Consider the following 20,509-nt stretch of genomic DNA (forward strand, 5'->3'; position numbering starts at 1 on the left):
CCTCCCTCGTCGTCCTCGGTCGGGGTCCGGGCTGAACCGTTTCTGCGACTGTGTTGTTTTACCTTCGAACATGTTGACCCGTCAAGGGTCGGCGTGTTGACTACGCGACATGGCTCACACCTCGCTCTCCGGCACCCCCGTCGTCCCCGGACTGGCCCTCGGTCCGGTCCTGCGGGCGCGTACGGAGGTCGACCCGGACGCGATCGCGGCCTACGAAGGACCCGACTCCGCCGAGGACGCGCTGGCCGCCTTCGACGAGGCGGTGACCGCGGTGGCCGAGGGGTTCGGCGCCCGGGCCGGCAAGGCGTCGGGAGCCGCGGCGGAGGTGCTGACCGCCAGCGCCGGCCTGGCCCGCGACAAGGGGCTGCGCTCGACCGTCCGGAAGAACCTCAACGGCGGCGAGCCGCTGCTCAAGGCGGTCAACGAGTCGGTCGAGTTCTTCGCCGGGCTGTTCGCCCAGCAGGGCGGGCTGATGGCCGAGCGCGTCACCGACCTGCGCGACATCAACAAGCGGCTGGTCGCCCACCTGGTCGGCGAGCCCGAGCCGGGCGTCCCGACGCCCGAGGTGGCGTCGGTGCTGGTGGCCGAGGACCTCGCACCGTCCGACACCGCCGGCCTCGATCCCGAGCTGGTCGTCGCCCTGGTCACCGAGAAGGGAGGCTCCACCAGCCACACCGCGATCATCGCCCGGCAGCTGGGGATCCCGTGCCTGGTCGGCGTGAGCGACGCGCTCTCGGTGGCGCCGGGCACCCGCGTGCTGGTCGACGGCACCGCCGGCACGATGGAGATCGAGCCCGACGAGTCCGACGCCGAGGCGCGCGTGGCCCGCGACGCCGAGGAGCGGGAGGCGCTGGCCCGCTGGACCGGTCCGGCCGCCACCGCCGACGGCGTGCCGGTCAAGCTGCTCGCCAACGTGGCCGACGCCGAGTCCGCGCGCAAGGCCGCCGAGGCACCGGTCGAGGGCGTGGGGCTGTTCCGTACCGAGCTGAGCTTCCTCTCGACCAAGGACGAGCCGACCGCGGAGCAGCAGGCCGACGTCTACGCCGGGGTGCTGACGCCGTTCGCCGCGGCGTCGGGTGACGAGGGCCGCTACGTCGTCGTGCGCACCCTCGACGCCGGCTCCGACAAGCCCATCGCCTACGCCACCAAGGACCACGAGGAGAACCCCGCGCTCGGCGTACGCGGGCTGCGCCTGTCCTTCGACAACCCCGGCCTGCTGGACCGTCAGCTCGACGGCATCCAGCAGGCCGCCTCGGCCACCGGCGTCGAGACCTGGGTGATGGCGCCGATGGTGGCCACCGTCGCCGAGGCGCAGGCCTTCGCCGAGCAGGTCCGCGAGCGCGGCCTCAAGCCGGGCGTCATGGTGGAGATCCCCAGCGCCGCGATCTTGGCCCACCAGCTGCTCGAGGTCGTCGACTTCCTCTCCATCGGCACCAACGACCTCACCCAGTACACGATGGCCGCCGACCGGATGGCCACCGACCTGACCCACCTCACCGACGCCTGGCAGCCCGCCGTCCTGCATTTGATCGCCATCACCGCCGAGGCCGGCAAGCAGGCCGGCAAGCCCGTCGGCGTGTGCGGCGAGGCCGCCGCCGACCCGCTGCTCGCGCCCGCCCTGGTGGGCATGGGGATCACCTCGCTGTCGATGGCCACCGCCGCCGTCCGCCCGGTCGGTGCGCGGCTGGGTCAGGTCACCATGGACGCCTGCGAGGACGCCGCCGAGGCCGCGCTCGCCGCCCCCGACCCCACCTCCGCCCGCGAGGCGGTGCGCAAGGTGCTGGGGCTCTAGCGCCTTCGAGATCGGCTCAGACGTAGCGACCGCGCAGGTGTCCCAGCGCCTCGCCCTCACCCAGCTCGACCTGCTCGACGACGGCGGTGACCAGCAGCGGCCAGCCGACCTGCCGCGGCTCCTCGTGGCGCCGTGCGCCGAGCCAGCCGGCGGCGCCGTCGAGGGTCGGTCCCCACTCCGACTCGCGCCAGGTTCCCTGCCGGAACGGGCCGCCGGGGGAGGGGGCGGTGCCGGCGAAGGCGTCGGCCAGGTACGCGTGCGCCGGCGCGAGCAGGTTGACCACGAAGGTCTCGGGGAGGTCGTCGGCGAAGGTCGAGTCCTCATCGACCAGGCCCAGCACCCGGGCAGGGTCGCCGTCGGCGACGAGCACCGAGGAGACGGTCAACCCGACCCGGGCGACCCCGGTGCCGGCGGTCCACACGGTCACCGGCGACGGCATCCGTCCCCGGAAGCGGCGCAACGGGTCGCGGTCGCCGCGCTCGGGCAGGAACGGGTGCTCGTCGTGGATGGTCACGACTCCTAGCCTGACGCAGCTGAAGCCGGGCCGGCCCCGGTCGTTCCCCCACGACCGGAGCCGGAGCCCGCGCGGGTGCGCGACCCCTCCCACGGGCGGCGCGCACGCCGACACGAGCGCAGACACGGACGCCTAGCGCCCCCCGCCACTCGGCGGTCCGCCCGAGCCGCCACCCATGCCGCCGCCGCTCATCCCGCCACCGGGTCCGCCGCCCATCCCGCTGCGGGTGTTGACCGACGTACTGGCGCCCGTGATGGACGCCGAGAGGTCGGCCAGCACGACCCGGTCGCCGCTGGTGATCCCGCTCTTGACCTGGGTCCGCTTGGAGCCGACGGCCCCCAGCGTGACCTGCTTCGTCGAGATCGTGCCGTCGGCGGCGTAGACCTGCACCGTCGAGCGGGTGCCCGAGGTGCTGACAGCCGAGGACGGCACCGTGATCACGTTGCTGGCGGTGCTCGTGACGATCTGCAGCACCACCGAGGAACCGGAGGCGAGCATGCTCGAGGGCTTCTCGACCTGCACGGTCACCGGGTAGGCGACGGAGTCGGAGTCGGAGTCGGCCGTGACGCCGATCGCGCTCACCTCGCCGGTGCTCGAGGTCGACGACCCGGGCGTGGAGACGATGACCTTCTGGCCGACCGTGATGTCGCGGATCTTCGACTCGCTCACCGTCGTGTCGATCAGCAGCGACGATCCGCTGGTGATGACGGTGGCGGTGTCGCCGGAGGACACCGCGTCGCCCTTGGTCAGGTCCAGCGAGGCGATCTTCCCGGCCATCGGCGCGGTCACCGTGGTGGCGCTCAGCGAACGCTCGGCCTCGATCAGGGAGGCCTTCGCGGTGTCGATCGCCGCCTGGTCCTTGGCCAGCGTGGCGGCCGTGACCGTCTGCGTCTGGCCCCCCGAGGTGCTGCTGCTCGACGAGCTGTCGTCGGTGCTGGCCGTCGTGCTGGCCGTCGTGCTGGCCGTCGTGGTGCGGTAGGCGGTCAGCGACGCGGTCGTCTTCGAGGAGCTGCTGCTGGTCGAGGTGGCCTGCTGCAGTGCCGTGACCGCGTTGGTCAGCGTGGTGCTGAGGGCGTCGAGGGCCTCGGAGAGCGACTGCTCGGCGCTCTTCACGGCCTGCTGCTTGGTCTGCACGGTGTTCAGCGCGTCCTGGCAGGCCTGGCTGACTCCGGTCGAGCCGAACCCCGTGCCAGTGCCGGTGCCGGTGCCGGTGCCGGTGCCGGTGCCGGTGCCCGTCCCGCTGCCGCTGTTGCTGGAGCTCGAGCACGCCTGGGTCTGAGCGGTGAGCGCGTCGGCCGCGTCGGCCAGCGCCTGCGTGACGGCAGACTGCGCCGACGTCACCGCCTGCTGCTGGCTGCTGAGCTGGGCGAGCGCGGCGGTGACGGCCTGCGTGTTGGCGCCGGTCCCACTGCCGGTACCTGAGTTCGTCTTTGGCTTGGTGGTGGTCTTCGGCTTGGTGGTGGTCGAGGTCGAGGAGCTGACGGTGTCGTCCTGGGCTTCCTCGTCGGAGACCAGCTGCGCCTTCGCCTTGGCCAGCGTGGCCTCGGCGGAGGCGACGTCGGCCTGGGCATCCGTCGCGTCGAGCGTGGCGATCACCTGGCCGCGCTTGACGTGCTGGCCCAGCGTCACCTTGACCGTGGCCAGGGTGCCGCCGGTGCCGAACGTGACGTCGGCCCGGTGCTTGGTGTCGACGGTGCCGGCGCTGGTCAGCGTCTCCTCGACGTCGCCGCGGGTGGCGGTGGCCAGCCGGTAGGAGGTGTCGGAGTCGTCGCGGGTCTGGGCGTACGCGGTGGCGCCGCCGCCGACGAGCACGACCACGGCGACGCCCGCCACGATCACCCGGCGCCCGGGGATGCGTGCCCTCATGCCGCGCCCGCGGAGCTGCCGCCACCCGGCATCATGGCGCCACCGAAGCCGCCGGTGCAGCGGCCGCCGGTCTTGTCGGAGATGGTGATCGAGGTGGCGGTGAGGTTGCCGCTGCTGTCGTCACTGCCCTGAGCGCTGACGCACTTGCCGACCTTGACCGCCGCCGAGGTGGCGGTGGCGGTCTTGGTGATCGTGGTGCTCGACCCGGTGGTGACGCTGACGTTGCTCGTCGTCGACGAGCCGAACCCGGTGGCCGCGACGGTCAGCGTGGTGCCCTTCTTGGCGGTCACCTTGCCGAACACCATCTGACCCATCTGGCCGCCGCCGCGCGGGCTTCCGGAGGCGCCGCCCGAGGGCATCCCCGACGGGGCGCCGGAGGGGGCGCCGGACGGACGGGAGCCGCCCTGGCCGCCCTGGCCGCCCTGACCACCCTGGCCACCGCGACCGCTCATCGTGCACGAGCCGTTGCTGGCGGTGGTGAGGCGGATCGTGCCGGCGGCCAGCGTCGAGGGCACCGCGGTGGCGCCGGAGCTGCTGGCGGTGGAGCTGGTGACCGCGACGCAGGAGCCGACCGTGACGTCGGCCAGCGCGCCGGTGACCTGCTGGCTGAAGGTGGTCTTCGCGTTCCAGGTGACGGCGGTCTGGCCCGAGGCCTGGCCGCCCTGTCCCTGCGACTGCACCTGGGCGGTGCTGCCACTGACGTCGACCACCTCGCCGTTGGCGCCGGGCCGCTGGTTGCCGCCCGAGCCGCCCGAGCCGCCTGAACCGCTCTGTCCCTGGGAGGACGAGGCGCTGGACTGGCTGCCGGAGGACCCGGACGAGGAGGAGGAGCTGCCCGCTCCGCAGGCGGAGACGCTGAGGACGACGGCGGCCAGGGCGGCGCCGATCTTGAGGGAGTGCTGCAGGTACATCGGGTGGTGCTCCTTCTACTCGCTGCGCAGGGCTTGGATCGGGGTGAGGGCGGCGGCGCGGCTCGCGGGGTAGACCCCGAAGCCGACGCCGAGCCCCAGGGCGACACCGACGGCGGCGCCGAGGGCGACGGGGGAGACCGTCACGGACTGGGAGATCAGGCTGGGCAGGGCCATCGCGATGCCGACGCCCAACGCGGCGCCGATCATGCCGCCGAGCAGGCCGAGGATGGAGGCCTCGAGCAGGAACTGGCGCCGGATGGCCGACGGCGTGGCACCCAGCGCCTTGCGGAGCCCGATCTCCTTGATGCGCTCGGTGACCGAGACCAGCATGATGTTCATGACGCCGATCCCGCCCACCAGCAGCGAGATCGCGGCCACGCCGGCCAGCAGCACCGTCAACGTCTTGTTGGTCGAGTTCGCCGCCGAGAGCAGGGAGTCCTGCGTGGCGATCTGGAAGTCCGCGTCGGAGCTGCTGGTGATCGAGTGCAGGTTCAGCAGCAGGCTGTCGATCTCCTGGTAGGCCGCCGAGAGTGTCGCCGAGGACTTCGCCTCGACGTACACGGTGCTCAGTGCGGTCGAGGTGGTGCCGGAGATCCGCTGCTCGGTGGTGATCGGCACGACCGCCTGGTCGTCGTCGCTGCTGCCCGTGGACGAGGAGGAGGACGACGACCCGGTCAGCGACGAGGTCGAGCTGGTGCCGGAGGACTTCAGCACGCCGATGACGGTGAGCTGCTGACCGTCGACGGTCACGGTCTGGCCCACGGGGCTCTGCCCGCTGAACAGCTCGCTGACCGTGTCGGAGCCGAGCACGGTGACGTTGGCGCCGCTGGCCACCTCGGCGGCGGTGAAGAACCGACCCGCCGAGAGCGTCCGGTTGCGCACCTGCTGCCAGGCCGAGGTCGTGCCGACCAGCTGCGAGGTCCAGTTGGTGCTCCCGTTGACCAGGGACACCGAGGTGCTCGCCACCGGTGCCACCCGCTTGACGTCGGGCACCACCGAGGAGTCGGCGATGGAGTCGGCGTCGCTGAGCGTCAGTGTCGTGGAGGAGCCGAAGCCGCCCCGCGTACCGGTGGAGCTGGTCGAGCTGCCGGGGGAGACGATCAGCAGGTTGGATCCGAGCGAGGCGATCTCCTTGCGGACGTCGTCCTGGGCGCCCTGGCCCAGGCCGACGGTCACCACGACCGAGGAGATGCCGATGACGATGCCCAGCATGGTCAAGATCGAGCGCATGCGGTGGTTGCGGATGGCGTCGAGCGCCGTCCACAGGGTCTCGGTGAAGCCCATCAGGTGAGCTCCCCGTCCTTCATCACCAAGATGCGGTCGGCCTCCTCGGCCACCTCGTGCTCGTGGGTGATGAGCACGATCGTGCGGCCGGCGGCGTGCAGCTCGCGGAACAGGCCCAGCACGTCCTCGGTGGAGGAGGAGTCCAGGTTGCCGGTGGGCTCGTCGGCCAGGATCATCGCCGGCTCGGTGACCAGCGCACGGGCCACGGCGACGCGCTGCTGCTGACCGCCGGAGAGCTCGTTGGGCCGGTGGTCGGCCCGCTCGACGAGCCCCACCCGCTCGAGTGCCCGCAGCGACCGCTCGTGGCGCTCGTGGGCGGGGACGCCGGCGTAGACGAGGGGGAGCTCGACGTTGCGCTGGGCGCTCATCGTGGCCAGCAGGTGGAACTGCTGGAACACGAAGCCGATCTTGCGGTTGCGCACGTCGGCGAGCTGCGCCTCGTTCATGTGGCTGACGTCCTCGCCGTCGAGCAAGTACTGCCCGCCGGTGGGGATGTCCAGGCAGCCCAGCACGTTCATCAGCGTCGACTTGCCCGACCCGGAGGGGCCGATGACCGCGACGTACTCGCCCTCGTCGATGCGGGCGTCCACCCCGGCCAGTGCGTGCACCTCCTGGGTGCCCATCACATAGGTCTTGCGGACGTCGTGCAGCTCAATGGTCGGCCGGCCGAGCGCGGAGCGGTCGGGCGCCGCGAGGGTGGTGGTCACTGGCCACCGCCGAAGCCGCCGCCGGAGCCACCGGAGCCACCGGAGCCACCGCCGAAGCCACCGCCCGAGGGCGGGCTGCCGCCTCCGCCGAAGCCCTCGCCGCCGCCGCTGCTGTTGTTGCCGCGGCTGCCGCCCGAGCCGCTGGAGGTCGGTGCCCGGAAGCTGGCGACCAGCACCTTGTCGCCGGCGGTCAGGCCCTGGGTGACCACGGTCGAGGTGCCGTAGGTGTCGCCGACGGTGACGTAGGTCCGGACCTTCTTGCCGCCCTTGACCAGGGTCACGTAGGTCTTGCCGTTCTTGGTCGACAGCGCCTGCGTGGACACGGTCAGCGCGTTGGTGAGCTGCTTGACGGTGATGCTGACCGTCGCGCTGGAACCGGCGTAGATGCCCTTGGTCGAGCCCGTCACCTTGATGGTGACCGGGAACGACGCGCTGCTGGAGGTGGTCGACGAGCTGTCGGAGGAGGCGACGACGCCGATGCTGGAGACGACACCGTAGACCGAGCTGGTGCTTCCGGTGGGCGTGATGGTGGCCTGCTGACCCTTCTTCAGGTCGGCCAGGTCGGTGCTGTCGACGGTGGCGGCGACCTCGTAGGAGCCGGTGGAGATGACGGTGATGCCCGAGGTGGTCGTCGACGTGGAGCCGGTCGTCGAGGAGCCGGTGGTGGAGCCGGTGGTCGTGGCGCCGCTGCTGCTCGAGCCGGTGGAGTCGTCCACGTCGTAGCCCACCGAGCTGACCCGCCCGGAGAACGGTGCGGTCAAGGTGGCGTCGTCCACGTCGTCCTGGGCGCTGGACAGGTCGGACTTGGCCGAGACGATCTGCGCCTTGTCCGAGGCCAGCTGGGTGTCGTCGGCGTCGTCGTCCACGTCGTCGGAGTACTGCTCCTCGGCCGAGTCGAGCGTCGCCTGGGCGGCGTCGCGGGTGGCCTCGAGCGAGGAGGCGTCCATCCGGGCGAGCACCTGGCCCTTGGTCACCTTGTCGCCCTCGTCGACCAGCACCGAGGTGACCGTGCCGCCCGAGGGGAAGGTGAGCGTGTCGGTCTTGGTGGGATTGATGGTGCCGTCGGCGCTGATCGTCTGCTTGACCGTGCTCGACGAGACCGTCTGGGTGATGGTGCGCGTCTGCGCGGCGGCGTCGTCGGGACGCAGCACGAGCCACCCGCCCGCCCCGGCGACGACGACCAGCGCCACCACCGTCGAGACCAGCCAGTGCCGCCTGAGCGCATGAGCGCCCCGCCTCATCCTCGTCACGGGGCGAAACCCTGCGGGCCGGCGCTGAGGGAGTCCTTCGGCCCACATGTGAGCAACCTGTGAGAGGTCGCGTGTCGCGTCTAGCACTACTACGCACACCGCAGTACTGTGCGGACATGGATACCACCCAGCTCCTCAAGGGAGTGTTGGACGTCGCGGTGCTCGCGGTGGTCGCCGACGACGACGGCTACGGCTACGACGTGCTGCGGCGGCTGCGCACGCGCGGGCTGGACGACGTCGGCGACGCCTCGGTCTACGGCACGCTGCGGCGGCTCTACGCCGCGGGCGCGCTGACCTCCTACGTCGTCCCCTCCGACGAGGGCCCGCACCGCAAGTACTACGGCATCACCCCGGTCGGCCGCTCGCAGCTCAAGCAGCAGCGCGAGGACTGGGACCGCTTCGCCACGTCCGTCACCACCCTGCTGAACGGAGCCGACCGATGACCGACACCGAGGTGCTCTCGCCCGAGGTCCGCGACTTCGTCGAGCGGGTCCGTCACCACCTGCGCGACCTCGGCGAGGAGGAGCGCCAAGAGCTCACCGAGGGTCTCGAGGCCGACCTGGCCGAGCTCGTGGCCGAGCGGGGGACCGGGGTGCTGGGCGATCCGGCCGACTACGCCGAGGAGCTGCGGACGGCGGCGGGCCTGGGTGGTCGGCGTCGTCGGCGTCGCCCGACGGTCGGTGGCACCGATGGTTGGCTCGACGCCGCGCACGCGCGGTGGGACGCCGTCGTCTCGGCCGCGCCGGGGGGCGTGGCCGGGCTGCTGGAGTCGCTGCGTCCGGTGTGGTGGGTGCTGCGCGCCTGGGTCGCCGCCGAGGTCGTGGACCTGTGGCTGGGCGACTTCCCCTACAGCTGGGTGCCGAGCATGCTCGGCCCGCTGGGCTGGGCGGCCACCCTGGTCGCCGTCGTGATCAGCGTCCAGCTGGGCCGCGGCGTGCTGCCGCTGGGACCGCTGCGCGGGCTCGCCCGACGGCTCCTGCTCCTCGCGCTGAACGTGTTCGCCATCGTCATGCTGGTTCCCGCGACGGTGAACCTGCCGACGGGAACCGACGTCCAGGACGCCTATGGGGAGGCCGACGACTACGTCGTGCCGCATCTGGCCTTCAACGGCAACGGAGTGCAGAACGTGTATCCCTACGACGCCGCCGGGCGGCCGCTGACCGGGGTGCAGCTCGTCGACCAGGACGGCCGGCGGCTGTCCGTGGTCGGCAACCACTGCCAGACGTTCTGGACCAACGGGAAGAAGGACGTCTACAGCGCGTTCCCGGTGCCTTCGCGTGCTGAGAACCCGAACACCGCCCGCTGCACGGGGCCGACGACCGTCGACTTCCCCCTGGCCAGCCTGCCGCCGGTGACCCTGCCGGCGACGGTGGCCGCCGCCGTCGCCGGGGCGACCCCGAGCGCCGGCCAGAGCGTCGGCCCGAGTGTCGGCCAGAGTGTCGGCCCGGCCGCGCGCTGAGCCCGCGCGGTGGATCGGTCTCAGCCGACGATCCGGGCGACCCAGTCGTCGAGACGCGCGAGCGCGGCGGGGTCGGCGAACATCGGCTCCTGTCCGGGTGGGGGCAGGAAGCCGACGGCGTCCATGACCAGCCAGTAGTCCGCGAGCGGCTCGTCGGTCAGCGCTGCGTACGCCGTCAGGAACGCCCGCGCCCAGGACGCGTCGTGCCCGACGACCAGGTTCGTTGCCGCGTGGGCGGCGTCGAGCCAGACCGGTCCGGTGGAGGTCTCCACCCAGTCGACCACCCCCGTGACGAGGCCGCCGGTCCACAGCAGGTTGCGGTGGCCGTAGTCACGGTGCAGGAACGTCGGGCGGAAGCTCGGCGCCGGCCCGGCCAGGATCGAGAAGGCCGCGCGCCACGCCTGCGGGTGACGGGTCCAGGGCGGGACGACCCACTTCGCCTCCCAGGCCCAGGACTGGAACGGCCGGAACGGCTCGGGTGGCCGGTGCTGGTGGATGGTGCCCAGGAGGGCCGCCATCTGATCGACGGTCCCCTCGTCCACCTCGTCGGTGGGACGGCCGGGTACCCGCGTCATCAGGTGCGCCGACACGCCGGTGGTCGAGCCGTCGGCGTCGAGTGCGAGGCTGCGCGGGGCGGGCACGGGCCCCGCGGCGAGCGTCACCATGGCCGCGCGCTCGCGGCGCGCCAGGTCGGCGCCGTGGCGGCGCCAGGGCTCGCGGGTGATCAGGCGGAGCACCGCCTCCTCTCCGTCGAGCGTCGTCAGCGCCAGCATCGTCGAGGTCATGCCGCCGGCGAGCGGCTCGACGGAGCGCAGCGGCGAGCTCAGGTGGTCCGCCGCCCAGTCGATCGCCGCCTGGTGCATCTCGTCGAACCTAGCCACCGCCGCTACCTCCCATGGTGAACTGCCGCTTGCCACAGGTCCTACGTCGTGGGAGGTGGTCCTTCACCATGGTGGCATGGTGAACGGGGGAGGGGGCCGCGCGGATTTCGGGCCCGTGACGCCCCGCTGCTAGTCTTGACCACGGTCACATCGGTGGGCGATCGCCCGCCGCGACCGCATCTCATTCGCCGTGCAACGGCCGCGGATCCAGAGTGCCCGGGTGGACAGGCCCCGGCGCGCCGCGCAGCGAGACCAAGGAAAGGGAGTACCGCATGTCGATCGGAACCGACGCGGAGACCAAGAAGAAGATCATCGCCGAGTACGGCACCAACCCGAACGACTCCGGTTCGCCCGAGGTCCAGATCGCGCTGCTCAGCCACCGGATCAGCCACCTCACCGAGCACCTCAAGCAGCACAAGCACGACCACCACAGCCGTCGCGGGCTGCTGCTCCTGGTGGGTCAGCGCCGGCGGTTGCTCAACTACCTGCAGAAGACCGAGATCGAGCGGTACCGCTCGATCGTGCAGCGCCTCGGCCTGCGTCGGTGAATCACGAAGGTCGGCACCCGCTGGGTGCCGACCTTCTTCATAACTGAACACATCCCACACCGAGAGCGCGCGCCCCGGCGCCCCGGTCCTCGGTAGTGGCTCTCGGAAGGCGACTTCCGCGGGCCTCGATCGAAGACCGGCCTCTGATCGCTGCGCGACGTGTGCTCCACGAAGAGAAAGAGGTACCTCGTGAGCGAGGCTCCCGAGATCACGGCCGTCGAGACCGTGTTGGACAACGGCAAGTTCGGCCAGCGCACCGTCAAGTTCGAGACCGGGCTGCTGGCCCGCCAGGCGGCCGGTTCGGTCACCGCCTACCTCGACGACGAGACGATGCTGCTGTCGGCCACCACGGCCGGCAAGCACCCCAAGGACCAGTTCGACTTCTTCCCCCTGACGATCGACGTCGAGGAGCGGATGTACGCGGTCGGGCAGATCCCCGGCTCGTTCTTCCGCAGCGAGGGTCGCCCCGGCGAGGACGCGATCCTCACCTGCCGGCTGATCGACCGGCCGCTGCGTCCGACGTTCAAGAAGGGCCTGCGCAACGAGGTCCAGGTGGTCATCACCGTCCTCGCGCTCGACCCCAACCAGCCCTACGACGTGCTGGCGATCAACGCCGCGTCGGCCTCCACCCAGCTCTCCGGCCTGCCGTTCTCCGGCCCGGTCGGCGGCACCCGCGTCGCGCTCATCGAGGGCCAGTGGGTGGCGTTCCCGACCCACGAGCAGCTCGAGGGCGCCGTGTTCGACATGGTCGTGGCCGGTCGCGTCACCGAGACCGGCGACGTCGCCATCATGATGGTCGAGGCCGAGGCCACCGAGCAGACCTGGAACCTCGTGCAGTCCGGTGCGCAGGCGCCGACCGAGGAGATCGTGGCCAGCGGCCTGGACGCCGCGAAGCCCTTCATCCGCCAGCTGTGCGAGGCGCAGGCCGAGCTGGCCAAGCAGGCCGCCAAGCCCGTGCAGGACTTCCCGGTGTTCCTCGACTACGAGGACGACGTCTACGACGCCGTCGAGGCCGCCGCCACCGCCGACCTGACCCCGGCCCTGCAGATCGCCGGCAAGCAGGAGCGCGAAGAGCGCATCGACGAGGTCAAGGCCTCCCTGCTCGAGAGCCTCGGCGGCCAGTTCGAGGGTCGCGAGAAGGAGATCGGCGCCGCGTTCCGCTCGGTGCAGAAGAAGCTGGTTCGCGAGCGCGTGCTGCGCGACAAGGTCCGCATCGACGGTCGTGGCCTGACCGACATCCGCACCCTCTCGGCCGAGGTGGCCGTGATCCCGCGGGTGCACGGCTCGGCGCTGTTCGAGCGCGGCGAGACCCAGATCCTGGGCGTCACCACGTTGAACATGCTCACCATGGAGCAGCAGCTCGACACGCTCTCGCCGGAGAAGAAGCGCCGGTACATGCACAAGTACGTCTTCCCGCCGTTCTCCACCGGCGAGACCGGTCGCGTGGGCTCGCCCAAGCGCCGCGAGGTCGGCCACGGTGCGCTGGCTCGTCGTGCGGTGCTGCCCGTGCTGCCCACGCGCGAGGAGTTCCCCTACGCGATCCGGCAGCTCTCCGAGGCCATGGGCTCCAACGGCTCGACCTCGATGGGCTCGGTCTGCGCCTCGACGCTGTCGCTGCTGCAGGCCGGTGTGCCGCTGCGCGCGCCCGTGGCGGGCATCGCGATGGGGCTGATCTCCGGTGAGGTCGACGGCTCCACGCAGTACGTCGCGATCACCGACATCCTCGGCGCCGAGGACGCCTTCGGCGACATGGACTTCAAGGTCGCCGGCACGCGGGAGTTCGTCACCGCGCTGCAGCTGGACACCAAGCTCGACGGCATCCCCGCCGAGGTGCTGGCCGCCGCGCTGACCCAGGCGCGCGACGCCCGGTTCACCATCCTCGACGTCATGGCCGAGGCCATCGAGGCGCCGGAGGAGATGTCGGTCCACGCCCCGCGGATCATCACCATCCACATCCCGGTCGACAAGATCGGCGAGGTGATCGGCCCCAAGGGCAAGGTGATCAACCAGATCCAGGACGACACCGGCGCCTCGCTGACCATCGAGGACGACGGCACCATCTACATCGGTGCCACCAACGGTGAGGCCGCCGAGGCCGCCCGGTCCGCGGTGAACGCGATCGCCAACCCGACGATGCCCGAGGTCGGCGACCGCTACCTCGGCACCGTCGTCAAGACGACCAACTTCGGTGCGTTCGTCTCGCTCACGCCCGGCAAGGACGGCCTGCTGCACATCAGCAAGCTGCGCGCCCTGGCCGGCGGCAAGCGCGTCGACAACGTCGAGGACGTCGTCTCGGTCGGCCAGAAGATCTCCGTGGAGATCGCCGAGATCCAAGACCGCGGCAAGCTCTCGCTGGTGCCGGTCGTCGACGAGGACTCCGCGAGCGCCGAGCTCAGCGAGGACTCGGTCGAGGCCGCCGCCGAGGGCGAGTGACCCGCTCCGTCCCACCCGCGCACGAGCAGCGTCCGGGTTCCACCCGGACGCTGCTCAGCACGCGCGACGACGCCGGGCAGGTGGTGAGCCGCGTGCGGCGCACCGTGCTGCCCGGCGGTCTGCGCGTGGTCACCGAGGACCTGCCGGGCGTGCGCTCGGCGGCCGTCGGCGTCTTCGTGGGCGTCGGCTCGCGCGACGAGGCGCCCACGCTCTCGGGTGCCTCGCATTTCCTCGAGCACCTGCTCTTCAAGGGCACCCCCGAGCGCACGGCGATGGAGATCAGCGCCGCGCTCGACGCGGTGGGCGGTGAGTTCAACGCCTACACCGCCAAGGAGTACACCTGCTACCACGCGCGGGTCCTCGACGACGACCTGCCGATGGCGGTCGACGTGCTCGGCGACATGCTCACCTCCTCGCTGGTGAGCGCCGCCGACGTCGACGCCGAGCGCGAGGTCATCCTCGACGAGATCGCGATGCACGACGACGACCCCGAGGACGTCGTGCACAACCTCTTCGCCGAGCACGCCTGGGCCGGCGTGCCGCTGGGCAAGCCGATCGCCGGTCGCCCCGACACCATCCGGGCGCTCACCCGGGCCCAGGTGCAGCGCTACTACCGGCGTCACTACACCGCACCCCGCACGACCGTGGCCGTGGCCGGTCACCTCGACCACACCGAGGTGGTCCGGCTGGTGCGCAAGGCGTTCTCGCGCCACGGCTTCCTCGACGCCGCCGACGCTCGTCCCGAGGCGCCGCGGGTCGCCGGCTCGCCGCGGGCGCTGCGACCGGGCGAGGTGCGCGCGACGCGGGCCTCCGAGCAGGTCAACCTGGTGCTCGGGATGCGCGGGATCACCCGCTCCGACAGCCGTCGCTACGCCCTCGGCGTGCTCAATGCCACCCTGGGCGGCGGCACGTCGTCGCGGCTGTTCCAGGAGGTGCGCGAGCAGCGCGGCCTTGCCTACTCGGTCTACTCCTTCGCCTCGGCCTACTCCGACTCCGGCATGGTCGGCGTCGCGGCGGGTTGCCTGCCCGGCAAGGTGGCCGACGTCCTCGCCGTCTCGCGCGCGGAGCTGGCGAAGGTGGCCGAGTCCGGCATCACCGATGACGAGCTGGTCCGAGCCCGCGGTCAGCTGCGAGGCGGCCTGGTGCTGGGCCTGGAGGACACCGGCTCGCGGATGTCGCGGCTCGGCGAGGCCGAACTGTTCCACGAGCGGCTGCTCGGCGTCGACGAGGTGCTCGAGCGGATCGAGGGCGTCACCCTCGACGACGTCCGCACCGTGGCCGGTGAGCTGTTCTCCGGGCGCGAGACCCTGGCCCTGGTGGGACCCGCCTAGCTCGACTCGGCTCGGTGGCGCGACGGCCGGGGTGGTCGAGACCACCCCACCGCGACCGCCCCGGCCCGACGGCGCGTGGGCTCAGCTGCCCAGGCGCAGGGCGACCAGGGCGCAGGTGCCGGCCCAGAGCAGGCTGGCCAGGGTGCCGGCGATGAAGCGCTCGGCGGCGCCGCGCGCGGCGTCGGCGCTGCGCAGCTCGGGGTAGCGGCCCAGGCCCTTGACCGCGACGACGAGGGCGACGGCCTCCGGGTGGCCGCTCAGGACGCACACGAAGACGGCCGCCCGCTCGAGCAGCCCGATCCAGGCGCCGCCGCGCAGGACCTCGGCGGCGACGTCGCCGGGACGTTCGAGGGCCAGGAGCAGCCCGGCGGTGACCGGCCCGCCCGCCACGACAGCGGCGACGGCGAGCAGCGTGAGGGCCGAGTCGCGCACCGCCGGGGCGGTCTGCTCGCCGACGACGTAGAGCCCGCTCACCCAGAGACCGGCCAGCAGCAGTCCGCCGGCGGCGGCACCCAGCCGGTGCAGGCGGGGATCGGTGGGCCACCAGCACGGCGTGGTGAGCGCCAGCACGAAGATCGTGACGACCACGACCGCGTAGGTCATGCCGGCTCACCTCCCACGAGCTCGTCGATCATCTCGGCGGCCAGTGTTCCCCCCCGCACCGACAACGACACCGCGGCGGTGGCCGCTCGCTGGCTCACCGCCGACTGCGTCACCCCCAGCCGGTTGGCCACCTCGGGCTGGGTGAGGCCGCCGGCCAGGAGGTCGGCCACCTCCCATCCGGCCGCGGTGCGGCGGGTGAGCAGGTCGGCCCAGAGCAGCACCACTGTCTCCAGCCGCCCCGCCGCGACGTCGTCGTCGGCACGCACGGCCAGCCGGCCCGGCTGGGAGCGTGCCGCCTCCACGGCGTCGCGGGCGTGCAGGAACGCTGCGCCGCGTCCGGCCCGGGTGCTGCGTGGCAGGGGGTGCTCGACCTCGCCGACGCCGACACCGACGCGCCAGCCGCCGTGGCGCAGCAGCTGCTCCAGGACGGCGACCACGTCGTCGCCGTGACCGAGGACCCCCTGCACCTCGTCGCCCGCCGTGCGCTCGAAGCCGCGGTGCGGGGGAGAGGTCGGCACCGCGCGCAGCGCGTCGAGGATCGCCGGCACCCGGTCGGGCCCGCGACGGCTGTGCCGTTGGTCGGCCGTGACGACCACGAGCATGGCGGCCTCCTGCAGGTGAGGGCCTGATGTGAGCCCGTATTAGGTCAAAGCCTTGAATATCAGAGTATCAGGTTGAGATCTGATGTGGTCCGCCGTGATCGGACACTAGGGTCGGGTGACGTGAGCACTGGAAGCACTGGCAGCACTGGCAGCACTGGCAGCACGGTGCGGGTGGGCGTCCTGGGGGCGCGGGGCAAGGTCGGCCGCGAGGTGTGCACCGCGGTGTCGGCCGCCGACGACCTGACGCTGGTGGCGCAGGTCGACGTCGGGGACGAGCTCGAAGCGCTGGTCGAGGCGGGGGCGCAGGTGGTCGTCGACTTCACCCACCCCGACGCGGTGATGGAGAACCTCCGCTTCTGCATCGACCACGGCATCCACGCCGTCGTCGGCACGACCGGCTTCGACCAGGCGCGGCTGGCCCAGCTCGAGGACTGGCTCGACGGGTCCGGTGTCGGTGTGCTGGTGGCGCCGAACTTCTCGGTGGGTGCGATCTTGACGATGCGCTTCGCCGCCGAGGCCGCGCGCTACTACGAGTCGGTGGAGATCGTCGAGCTGCACCACCCCGACAAGGCCGACGCGCCGTCGGGGACGGCGCGCCGCACGGCCGAGCTGGTGGCGCGCGCCCGGGCCGAGGCGGGCCTGGCCGTCTCGCCCGACGCGACCAGCACGGGGCTGCCGGGGGCCCGCGGTGCGGAGGTCGACGGGGTGCGCGTCCACGCGGTCCGGCTGCGCGGGCTGGTGGCGCACCAAGAGGTGCTGCTGGGTGGCGTCGGCGAGACGCTGACCATCCGGCACGACTCCTTGGACCGGGTCTCCTTCACGCCCGGCGTCCTGCTGGCGCTGCGCCGGATCACGGCCGCGCCCGGGCTCACCGTGGGCCTCGAGGCCTTCCTCGACTAGCCCGACGGCGGCACCGCCCGTGCGGTGTACGGGTGTTTTGCAGGATTCTGCACGGCACAGACGTGAACCGGTTGCACCGTTCCGCATGCCGTGAGAGGTGCACGAGAGTTGGCGCAAGCGCCTCGTGCTCCCCGTGGCGCCCGGCCCAGGGGCCTTGCCCACCCTCGAAAAGGACGTCATGCCCACCACGCACACCCGACGACTCGCCGCCTCGGCCGCGGTCGTCGCCCTCGCCTCCGCCGGCGTCGGCCTCGAGCTGACCGGCTCCGCCTCCGCGGCGCCCTCCTCGCTGCAGGACCACCAGCGGGTGTCCTCGCGGCTGATCGCGGCCACCGGCGCCGACGCCCGCTCGGCGATCTCCGCCGCGCGCAGCCACGCCCGGGCGCTGCGCATCGGCGCCGGGGAGGGACTGCGCGTCAAGGACGCCACCCGCGACTCCGACGGTGCCACCCACGTGCACCTGAACCGGACGTACCACGGGCTGCGGGTGGTCGGCGGCGACCTGATCGTCCACCGCAGCGCATCGGGCCGAGTGCTCGGCGCCAGCCAGACGCTGCGCCGGGCCATCTCGCTCTCGACCAAGCCGCGAGTCACCGCGCACCAGGCCAAGGCGAAGTTCGCCAAGGCCGCCGGCAAGCCGCGGCTGGTCGTCGACGCGGCCGGTCACGCGCCGCGCCTGGCCTGGGTCGTCAAGACCGGTGGCACGCAGGCCGACGGCACCCCCAGCCGCATCGCGCACTACGTCGACGCCCGTACCGGCAAGCAGCTGCGCAGCGAGCAGCAGATCGAGACCGTCGACGGCAACGGCGTGACGCTCTACTCGGGCACCGTGCCGCTGGACCTGACCAAGTCCGGCTCCACCTACCAGCTCAAGAGCGCCAGCCGGGGCAACACCTACACCACCGACATGAAGAACGCCGAGGACTCCTACCTGTGCCAGGTGCTCGGCAGCGGGTGCAAGACCGGCACCCTGTTCACCAGCTCCACCACCACCTTCGGCAACGGGTCGAACAGCAACCGGGCCACCGCCGGAGCCGACGCGCAGTACGGCTCGGACAAGACCTGGGACTACTACAAGTCGACGTTCGGTCGTAACGGCATCTTCGGCACCGGCAAGGGTTCCTACAACCGGGTGCACTACGGCCAGGACTACGTCAACGCGTTCTGGGACGGCACGAAGATGACCTACGGCGACGGTGACGGCACCGACTACGGCCCGCTGGTCTCCCTCGACGTCGCCGGCCACGAGATGTCGCACGGTGTCACCGAGAACACGGCCGGGCTGACCTACTCCGGGGAGTCGGGCGGCCTCAACGAGGCCACCAGCGACATCTTCGGCACGATGGTGGAGTTCTACGCCAACAACGCCAAGGACCCGGGCGACTACCTCATCGGCGAGCAGTTCGACCTGACCAAGCATGTCGGCTTCCGCCGCATGGACAACCCGGCCTCCGACGGCAGCTCGCTGAACTGCTGGTCGGCGACGGCCGGCAGCGCCGACGTCCACTACTCCTCGGGTATCGGCAACCACTTCTTCTACCTGCTCAGCGAGGGGTCGGGGGCCAAGACGCTCAACGGCGTCAGCTACAACTCCCCGACCTGCAACGGCTCCGCCGTCTCCGGCATCGGCCGCACCGCGGCCGCCGCCATCTGGTACCGCGCGCTGACGACCTACTTCACCTCCAGCACGACCTACGCCCAGGCCCGCACGGCGACGCTGAGTGCGGCGAAGGACCTCTATGGCTCCGGCAGCACGCAGTACAACGGCGTCGCCGCTGCCTGGAGCGCGGTGAACGTCAGCTAACCGCCCACAGACATCTGCGCCCCCTGTGCGCAGATGATCAGGCGCGGAGCCCGTGCTGGGCACACGGGCTCCGTGCCGCCCGGTCGGTCAGCTGGTCGACCGGGCAAGGGATGCGGCGCCATCTCGGGGCGCCACAACCCGATGCAGCAGCCAGGCATCACCGCCCGACCCCGCGAAGGAACTCGACCGGCTCGCACCACGTCCCCGTGGTGGTGCGAGCCGGTCCTTGCGTCCTCAGCCCGCGATCGTGGTGTGCAGGCGCACCTGCTTGACGCGCACCTCGCCGTCGCCGCGCAGGTCCAGCTCGCGGTGGGCGCCGTCGGGGGCCCAGCCGGCGTCGACCAGGAACCGACGAAGGTCGTCGTCGCCGGTGCTCACCCAGCTCAGCGCGCGCACGAAGCCGTCGGCGATCAGGGTGTCGACGCAGGCCTGCACCAGCCGCGAGGCGTGGCCCTGGCCGCGGCGATCGGGGTCGATGGTCAGGTCGCCGATCTCGCCCTCGGCCACCGGGTCGGCGTCAGGATCGGTGGCGGGCATCGTCAGCGCGAACCCGGTGACCGTGTTGCGCTCCAGGGCCACGAGCACTCGCTGCCGGGCGTCGGCCGGGCGCACCAGCGCCGTGCGCCAGCCCTCGGCGAGCTCCTCGGGGTCGAGGGCGTCGAGCAGGTCGGCGGGCAGCAGCCCGGCGTAGGAGGTGCGCCAGGCGCGCGCCTGCACGGCGGCCACGGCGGGCGCGTCGTCGGCCCAGGCGATACGGCAGGAGACGTCGGCGCTCACGTCGTGGCCTCCACGGGTGGGTGCTGTAGCCGGCCCTCGAAGCCGCCGAGGTAGAGGGCGCCGGCCAGCGAGAGCAGCAGGCCGAGGACGACCGCCCACCAGGCCGGCACGTCGTCGCCCAGCAGTGCGATGCCGACCACGGTGGGCACGAGCGTCTCGGTGAGGATGAGCGGTGCGCTGGCAGCAGCGACGGAGATCCGCTGCATCGCGAAGGAGTAGAGCCAGTAGCCGGTGATACCGCAGCCGGCGATGAGCACGGCCAGCACGCCCCACGCCACGGCTCCGCCCGCGTCGCCCAGCAGCCGGGCGCCGAGCGCGGTGCCGCTGTAGCCCAGTCCGCCCAAGAAGCTGAGCACCAGGGCGGCGGTGCGACCCTGGCCGCGGTAGGCGGCCGCCGCGGTCACCAGGACCACGGCCAGACCGACGTAGAGCACGACCGTCAGCGGGGTCACCCGCGAGGTGCTGCCCACCGATCCGGCGTCGACGGCGAGCACCGCGATGCCGCCGAACGTGGCGGCCACCGCCGCCCAGTCGCGGGCGGTGAGCCGCTCGCGGACCCAGATCGCCGAGGTCAGCGCCGTGATGGGCAGGGCCGCCGCCACCCCGGCCTGGGAGACGTAGAGCGGGGCGTTCTCGATCGAGACCAGGTGGAGCAGGGCGCCGACCAGGTCGGCGACGACCGCCCCGACCAGCAGCGGGTCGCGTACCGCTCTCCCGGCCACCCGGCCCACGCCGTCCTCCAGCGCCGGCAGCCGGCGGGCCGCCACGGCCTGGGCCACGGCCGCGACACCGTAGAGCAGCGCCGCGAGCAGCGCGGCGCCGAGACCGAGGACCATACGACGACCCT

Annotated in this window: 19 protein-coding genes; 8 read left to right on the forward strand and 11 right to left on the reverse strand. The window is 72.2% G+C overall.

Annotated features, from left to right (window positions below; all coding sequences use genetic code 11):
• The first annotated feature begins 109 nt into the window (after positions 1-109).
• On the forward strand, positions 110-1,792 hold the full coding sequence (gene ptsP / locus D9V37_RS09825) for a phosphoenolpyruvate--protein phosphotransferase (RefSeq protein ID WP_121805995.1): 1,683 nt from the start codon (positions 110-112) through the stop codon (positions 1,790-1,792).
• Positions 1,793-1,808: 16 nt separating this feature from the next.
• Here the strand turns inward: ptsP and D9V37_RS09830 are convergent, their stop codons facing one another.
• The 6 genes from D9V37_RS09830 to D9V37_RS20445 all read right to left on the reverse strand — a co-directional run bounded on the left by D9V37_RS09830 (position 1,809) and on the right by D9V37_RS20445 (position 8,315).
• The gene (locus D9V37_RS09830; RefSeq protein WP_121805996.1) at positions 1,809-2,306 is read right to left on the reverse strand and encodes a flavin reductase family protein; all 498 of its coding nucleotides are present in this window, start codon (positions 2,304-2,306) and stop codon (positions 1,809-1,811) included.
• A gap of 132 nt (positions 2,307-2,438) precedes the next feature.
• Entirely contained in the window at positions 2,439-4,172 is a 1,734-nt protein-coding gene (locus D9V37_RS09835) for an efflux RND transporter periplasmic adaptor subunit (protein WP_121805997.1), read from the reverse strand.
• On the reverse strand, positions 4,169-5,083 hold the full coding sequence (locus D9V37_RS09840) for a hypothetical protein (RefSeq protein WP_121805998.1): 915 nt from the start codon (positions 5,081-5,083) through the stop codon (positions 4,169-4,171). The genes D9V37_RS09835 and D9V37_RS09840 overlap by 4 nt, the downstream gene beginning before the upstream one ends.
• A 15-nt stretch (positions 5,084-5,098) precedes the next feature.
• The gene (locus tag D9V37_RS09845) at positions 5,099-6,367 is read right to left on the reverse strand and encodes an ABC transporter permease (RefSeq protein ID WP_121805999.1); all 1,269 of its coding nucleotides are present in this window, start codon (positions 6,365-6,367) and stop codon (positions 5,099-5,101) included.
• The gene (locus D9V37_RS09850) at positions 6,367-6,990 is read right to left on the reverse strand and encodes an ABC transporter ATP-binding protein (RefSeq protein ID WP_121806508.1); all 624 of its coding nucleotides are present in this window, start codon (positions 6,988-6,990) and stop codon (positions 6,367-6,369) included. Before D9V37_RS09850 ends, D9V37_RS09845 begins: the two co-directional genes overlap by 1 nt.
• An 80-nt stretch (positions 6,991-7,070) precedes the next feature.
• Entirely contained in the window at positions 7,071-8,315 is a 1,245-nt protein-coding gene (locus D9V37_RS20445; protein WP_232524890.1) for an efflux RND transporter periplasmic adaptor subunit, read from the reverse strand.
• Positions 8,316-8,440: 125 nt separating this feature from the next.
• Here D9V37_RS20445 and D9V37_RS09870 point away from each other — a divergent pair, with 125 nt between their 5' ends.
• Together D9V37_RS09870 and D9V37_RS09875 are read left to right on the forward strand one after the other, a co-directional pair.
• Positions 8,441-8,767, forward strand: coding sequence for a PadR family transcriptional regulator (locus tag D9V37_RS09870; RefSeq protein ID WP_121806000.1), 327 nt, complete (start codon positions 8,441-8,443; stop codon positions 8,765-8,767).
• Positions 8,764-9,783, forward strand: coding sequence for a hypothetical protein (locus tag D9V37_RS09875; RefSeq protein ID WP_121806001.1), 1,020 nt, complete (start codon positions 8,764-8,766; stop codon positions 9,781-9,783). The genes D9V37_RS09870 and D9V37_RS09875 overlap by 4 nt, the downstream gene beginning before the upstream one ends.
• A gap of 20 nt (positions 9,784-9,803) precedes the next feature.
• On the opposite strand, the gene D9V37_RS09880 is transcribed toward D9V37_RS09875, so the two are convergent.
• Complete coding sequence (locus D9V37_RS09880; RefSeq protein WP_147455913.1) at positions 9,804-10,664, reverse strand: phosphotransferase family protein; 861 nt, start codon at positions 10,662-10,664, stop codon at positions 9,804-9,806.
• 272 nt (positions 10,665-10,936) lie between these two features.
• Between D9V37_RS09880 and rpsO the strand changes: the two genes are divergently transcribed.
• From rpsO to D9V37_RS09895, 3 genes are all read left to right on the forward strand, one after another.
• Complete coding sequence (gene rpsO, locus D9V37_RS09885; protein ID WP_121806003.1) at positions 10,937-11,212, forward strand: 30S ribosomal protein S15; 276 nt, start codon at positions 10,937-10,939, stop codon at positions 11,210-11,212.
• Between the two features lie 189 nt (positions 11,213-11,401).
• Positions 11,402-13,645 carry a polyribonucleotide nucleotidyltransferase gene (locus D9V37_RS09890; protein ID WP_121806004.1) on the forward strand — a complete coding sequence of 748 codons (2,244 nt, stop codon included), beginning with the start codon at positions 11,402-11,404 and terminating at the stop codon, positions 13,643-13,645.
• Positions 13,642-14,976 (forward strand): M16 family metallopeptidase, encoded by a 1,335-nt coding sequence (locus D9V37_RS09895; protein WP_121806005.1) that lies wholly within the window; start codon positions 13,642-13,644, stop codon positions 14,974-14,976. The genes D9V37_RS09890 and D9V37_RS09895 overlap by 4 nt, the downstream gene beginning before the upstream one ends.
• Positions 14,977-15,057: 81 nt before the next feature.
• On the opposite strand, the gene D9V37_RS20450 is transcribed toward D9V37_RS09895, so the two are convergent.
• Positions 15,058-15,579: a hypothetical protein gene (locus D9V37_RS20450; RefSeq protein WP_198412479.1), complete on the reverse strand. Its 522-nt coding sequence runs from the start codon at positions 15,577-15,579 to the stop codon at positions 15,058-15,060.
• Complete coding sequence (locus D9V37_RS09905; protein ID WP_121806006.1) at positions 15,576-16,181, reverse strand: transposase; 606 nt, start codon at positions 16,179-16,181, stop codon at positions 15,576-15,578. The genes D9V37_RS20450 and D9V37_RS09905 overlap by 4 nt, the downstream gene beginning before the upstream one ends.
• A 165-nt stretch (positions 16,182-16,346) precedes the next feature.
• Here D9V37_RS09905 and dapB point away from each other — a divergent pair, with 165 nt between their 5' ends.
• A complete protein-coding gene (gene dapB, locus D9V37_RS09910) occupies positions 16,347-17,081 on the forward strand; it encodes a 4-hydroxy-tetrahydrodipicolinate reductase (RefSeq protein ID WP_121806007.1) in 735 nt (244 codons plus the stop codon).
• Positions 17,082-17,259: 178 nt separating this feature from the next.
• Positions 17,260-18,885, forward strand: coding sequence for a M4 family metallopeptidase (locus D9V37_RS09915; RefSeq protein ID WP_121806008.1), 1,626 nt, complete (start codon positions 17,260-17,262; stop codon positions 18,883-18,885).
• A gap of 234 nt (positions 18,886-19,119) precedes the next feature.
• Here D9V37_RS09915 and D9V37_RS20660 read toward each other — a convergent pair whose 3' ends face one another.
• Complete coding sequence (locus D9V37_RS20660) at positions 19,120-19,662, reverse strand: GNAT family N-acetyltransferase (protein WP_121806009.1); 543 nt, start codon at positions 19,660-19,662, stop codon at positions 19,120-19,122.
• Positions 19,659-20,498, reverse strand: coding sequence for a hypothetical protein (locus D9V37_RS20665; RefSeq protein WP_121806010.1), 840 nt, complete (start codon positions 20,496-20,498; stop codon positions 19,659-19,661). Before D9V37_RS20665 ends, D9V37_RS20660 begins: the two co-directional genes overlap by 4 nt.
• Positions 20,499-20,509 lie beyond the last annotated feature (11 nt).

It is taken from the genome of Nocardioides mangrovicus, from assembly GCF_003674065.1.
In the GTDB taxonomy this organism is placed as follows: Bacteria; Actinomycetota; Actinomycetes; order Propionibacteriales; family Nocardioidaceae; genus Marmoricola; species Marmoricola mangrovicus.

Coding starts and splice junctions, on each gene's coding strand:
- ptsP (WP_121805995.1), top strand. CDS start 110: ATGGCTCACACCTCGCTCTCCGGCACCCCCGTCGTCCCCGGACTGGCC.
- D9V37_RS09835 (WP_121805997.1), bottom strand. CDS start 4,172: ATGAGGGCACGCATCCCCGGGCGCCGGGTGATCGTGGCGGGCGTCGCC.
- D9V37_RS09840 (WP_121805998.1), bottom strand. CDS start 5,083: ATGTACCTGCAGCACTCCCTCAAGATCGGCGCCGCCCTGGCCGCCGTC.
- D9V37_RS09845 (WP_121805999.1), bottom strand. CDS start 6,367: ATGGGCTTCACCGAGACCCTGTGGACGGCGCTCGACGCCATCCGCAAC.
- D9V37_RS09850 (WP_121806508.1), bottom strand. CDS start 6,990: ATGGGCACCCAGGAGGTGCACGCACTGGCCGGGGTGGACGCCCGCATC.
- D9V37_RS20445 (WP_232524890.1), bottom strand. CDS start 8,315: ATGAGGCGGGGCGCTCATGCGCTCAGGCGGCACTGGCTGGTCTCGACG.
- D9V37_RS09870 (WP_121806000.1), top strand. CDS start 8,441: ATGGATACCACCCAGCTCCTCAAGGGAGTGTTGGACGTCGCGGTGCTC.
- D9V37_RS09875 (WP_121806001.1), top strand. CDS start 8,764: ATGACCGACACCGAGGTGCTCTCGCCCGAGGTCCGCGACTTCGTCGAG.
- rpsO (WP_121806003.1), top strand. CDS start 10,937: ATGTCGATCGGAACCGACGCGGAGACCAAGAAGAAGATCATCGCCGAG.
- D9V37_RS20450 (WP_198412479.1), bottom strand. CDS start 15,579: ATGACCTACGCGGTCGTGGTCGTCACGATCTTCGTGCTGGCGCTCACC.
- D9V37_RS09905 (WP_121806006.1), bottom strand. CDS start 16,181: ATGCTCGTGGTCGTCACGGCCGACCAACGGCACAGCCGTCGCGGGCCC.
- D9V37_RS09915 (WP_121806008.1), top strand. CDS start 17,260: ATGCCCACCACGCACACCCGACGACTCGCCGCCTCGGCCGCGGTCGTC.
- D9V37_RS20665 (WP_121806010.1), bottom strand. CDS start 20,498: ATGGTCCTCGGTCTCGGCGCCGCGCTGCTCGCGGCGCTGCTCTACGGT.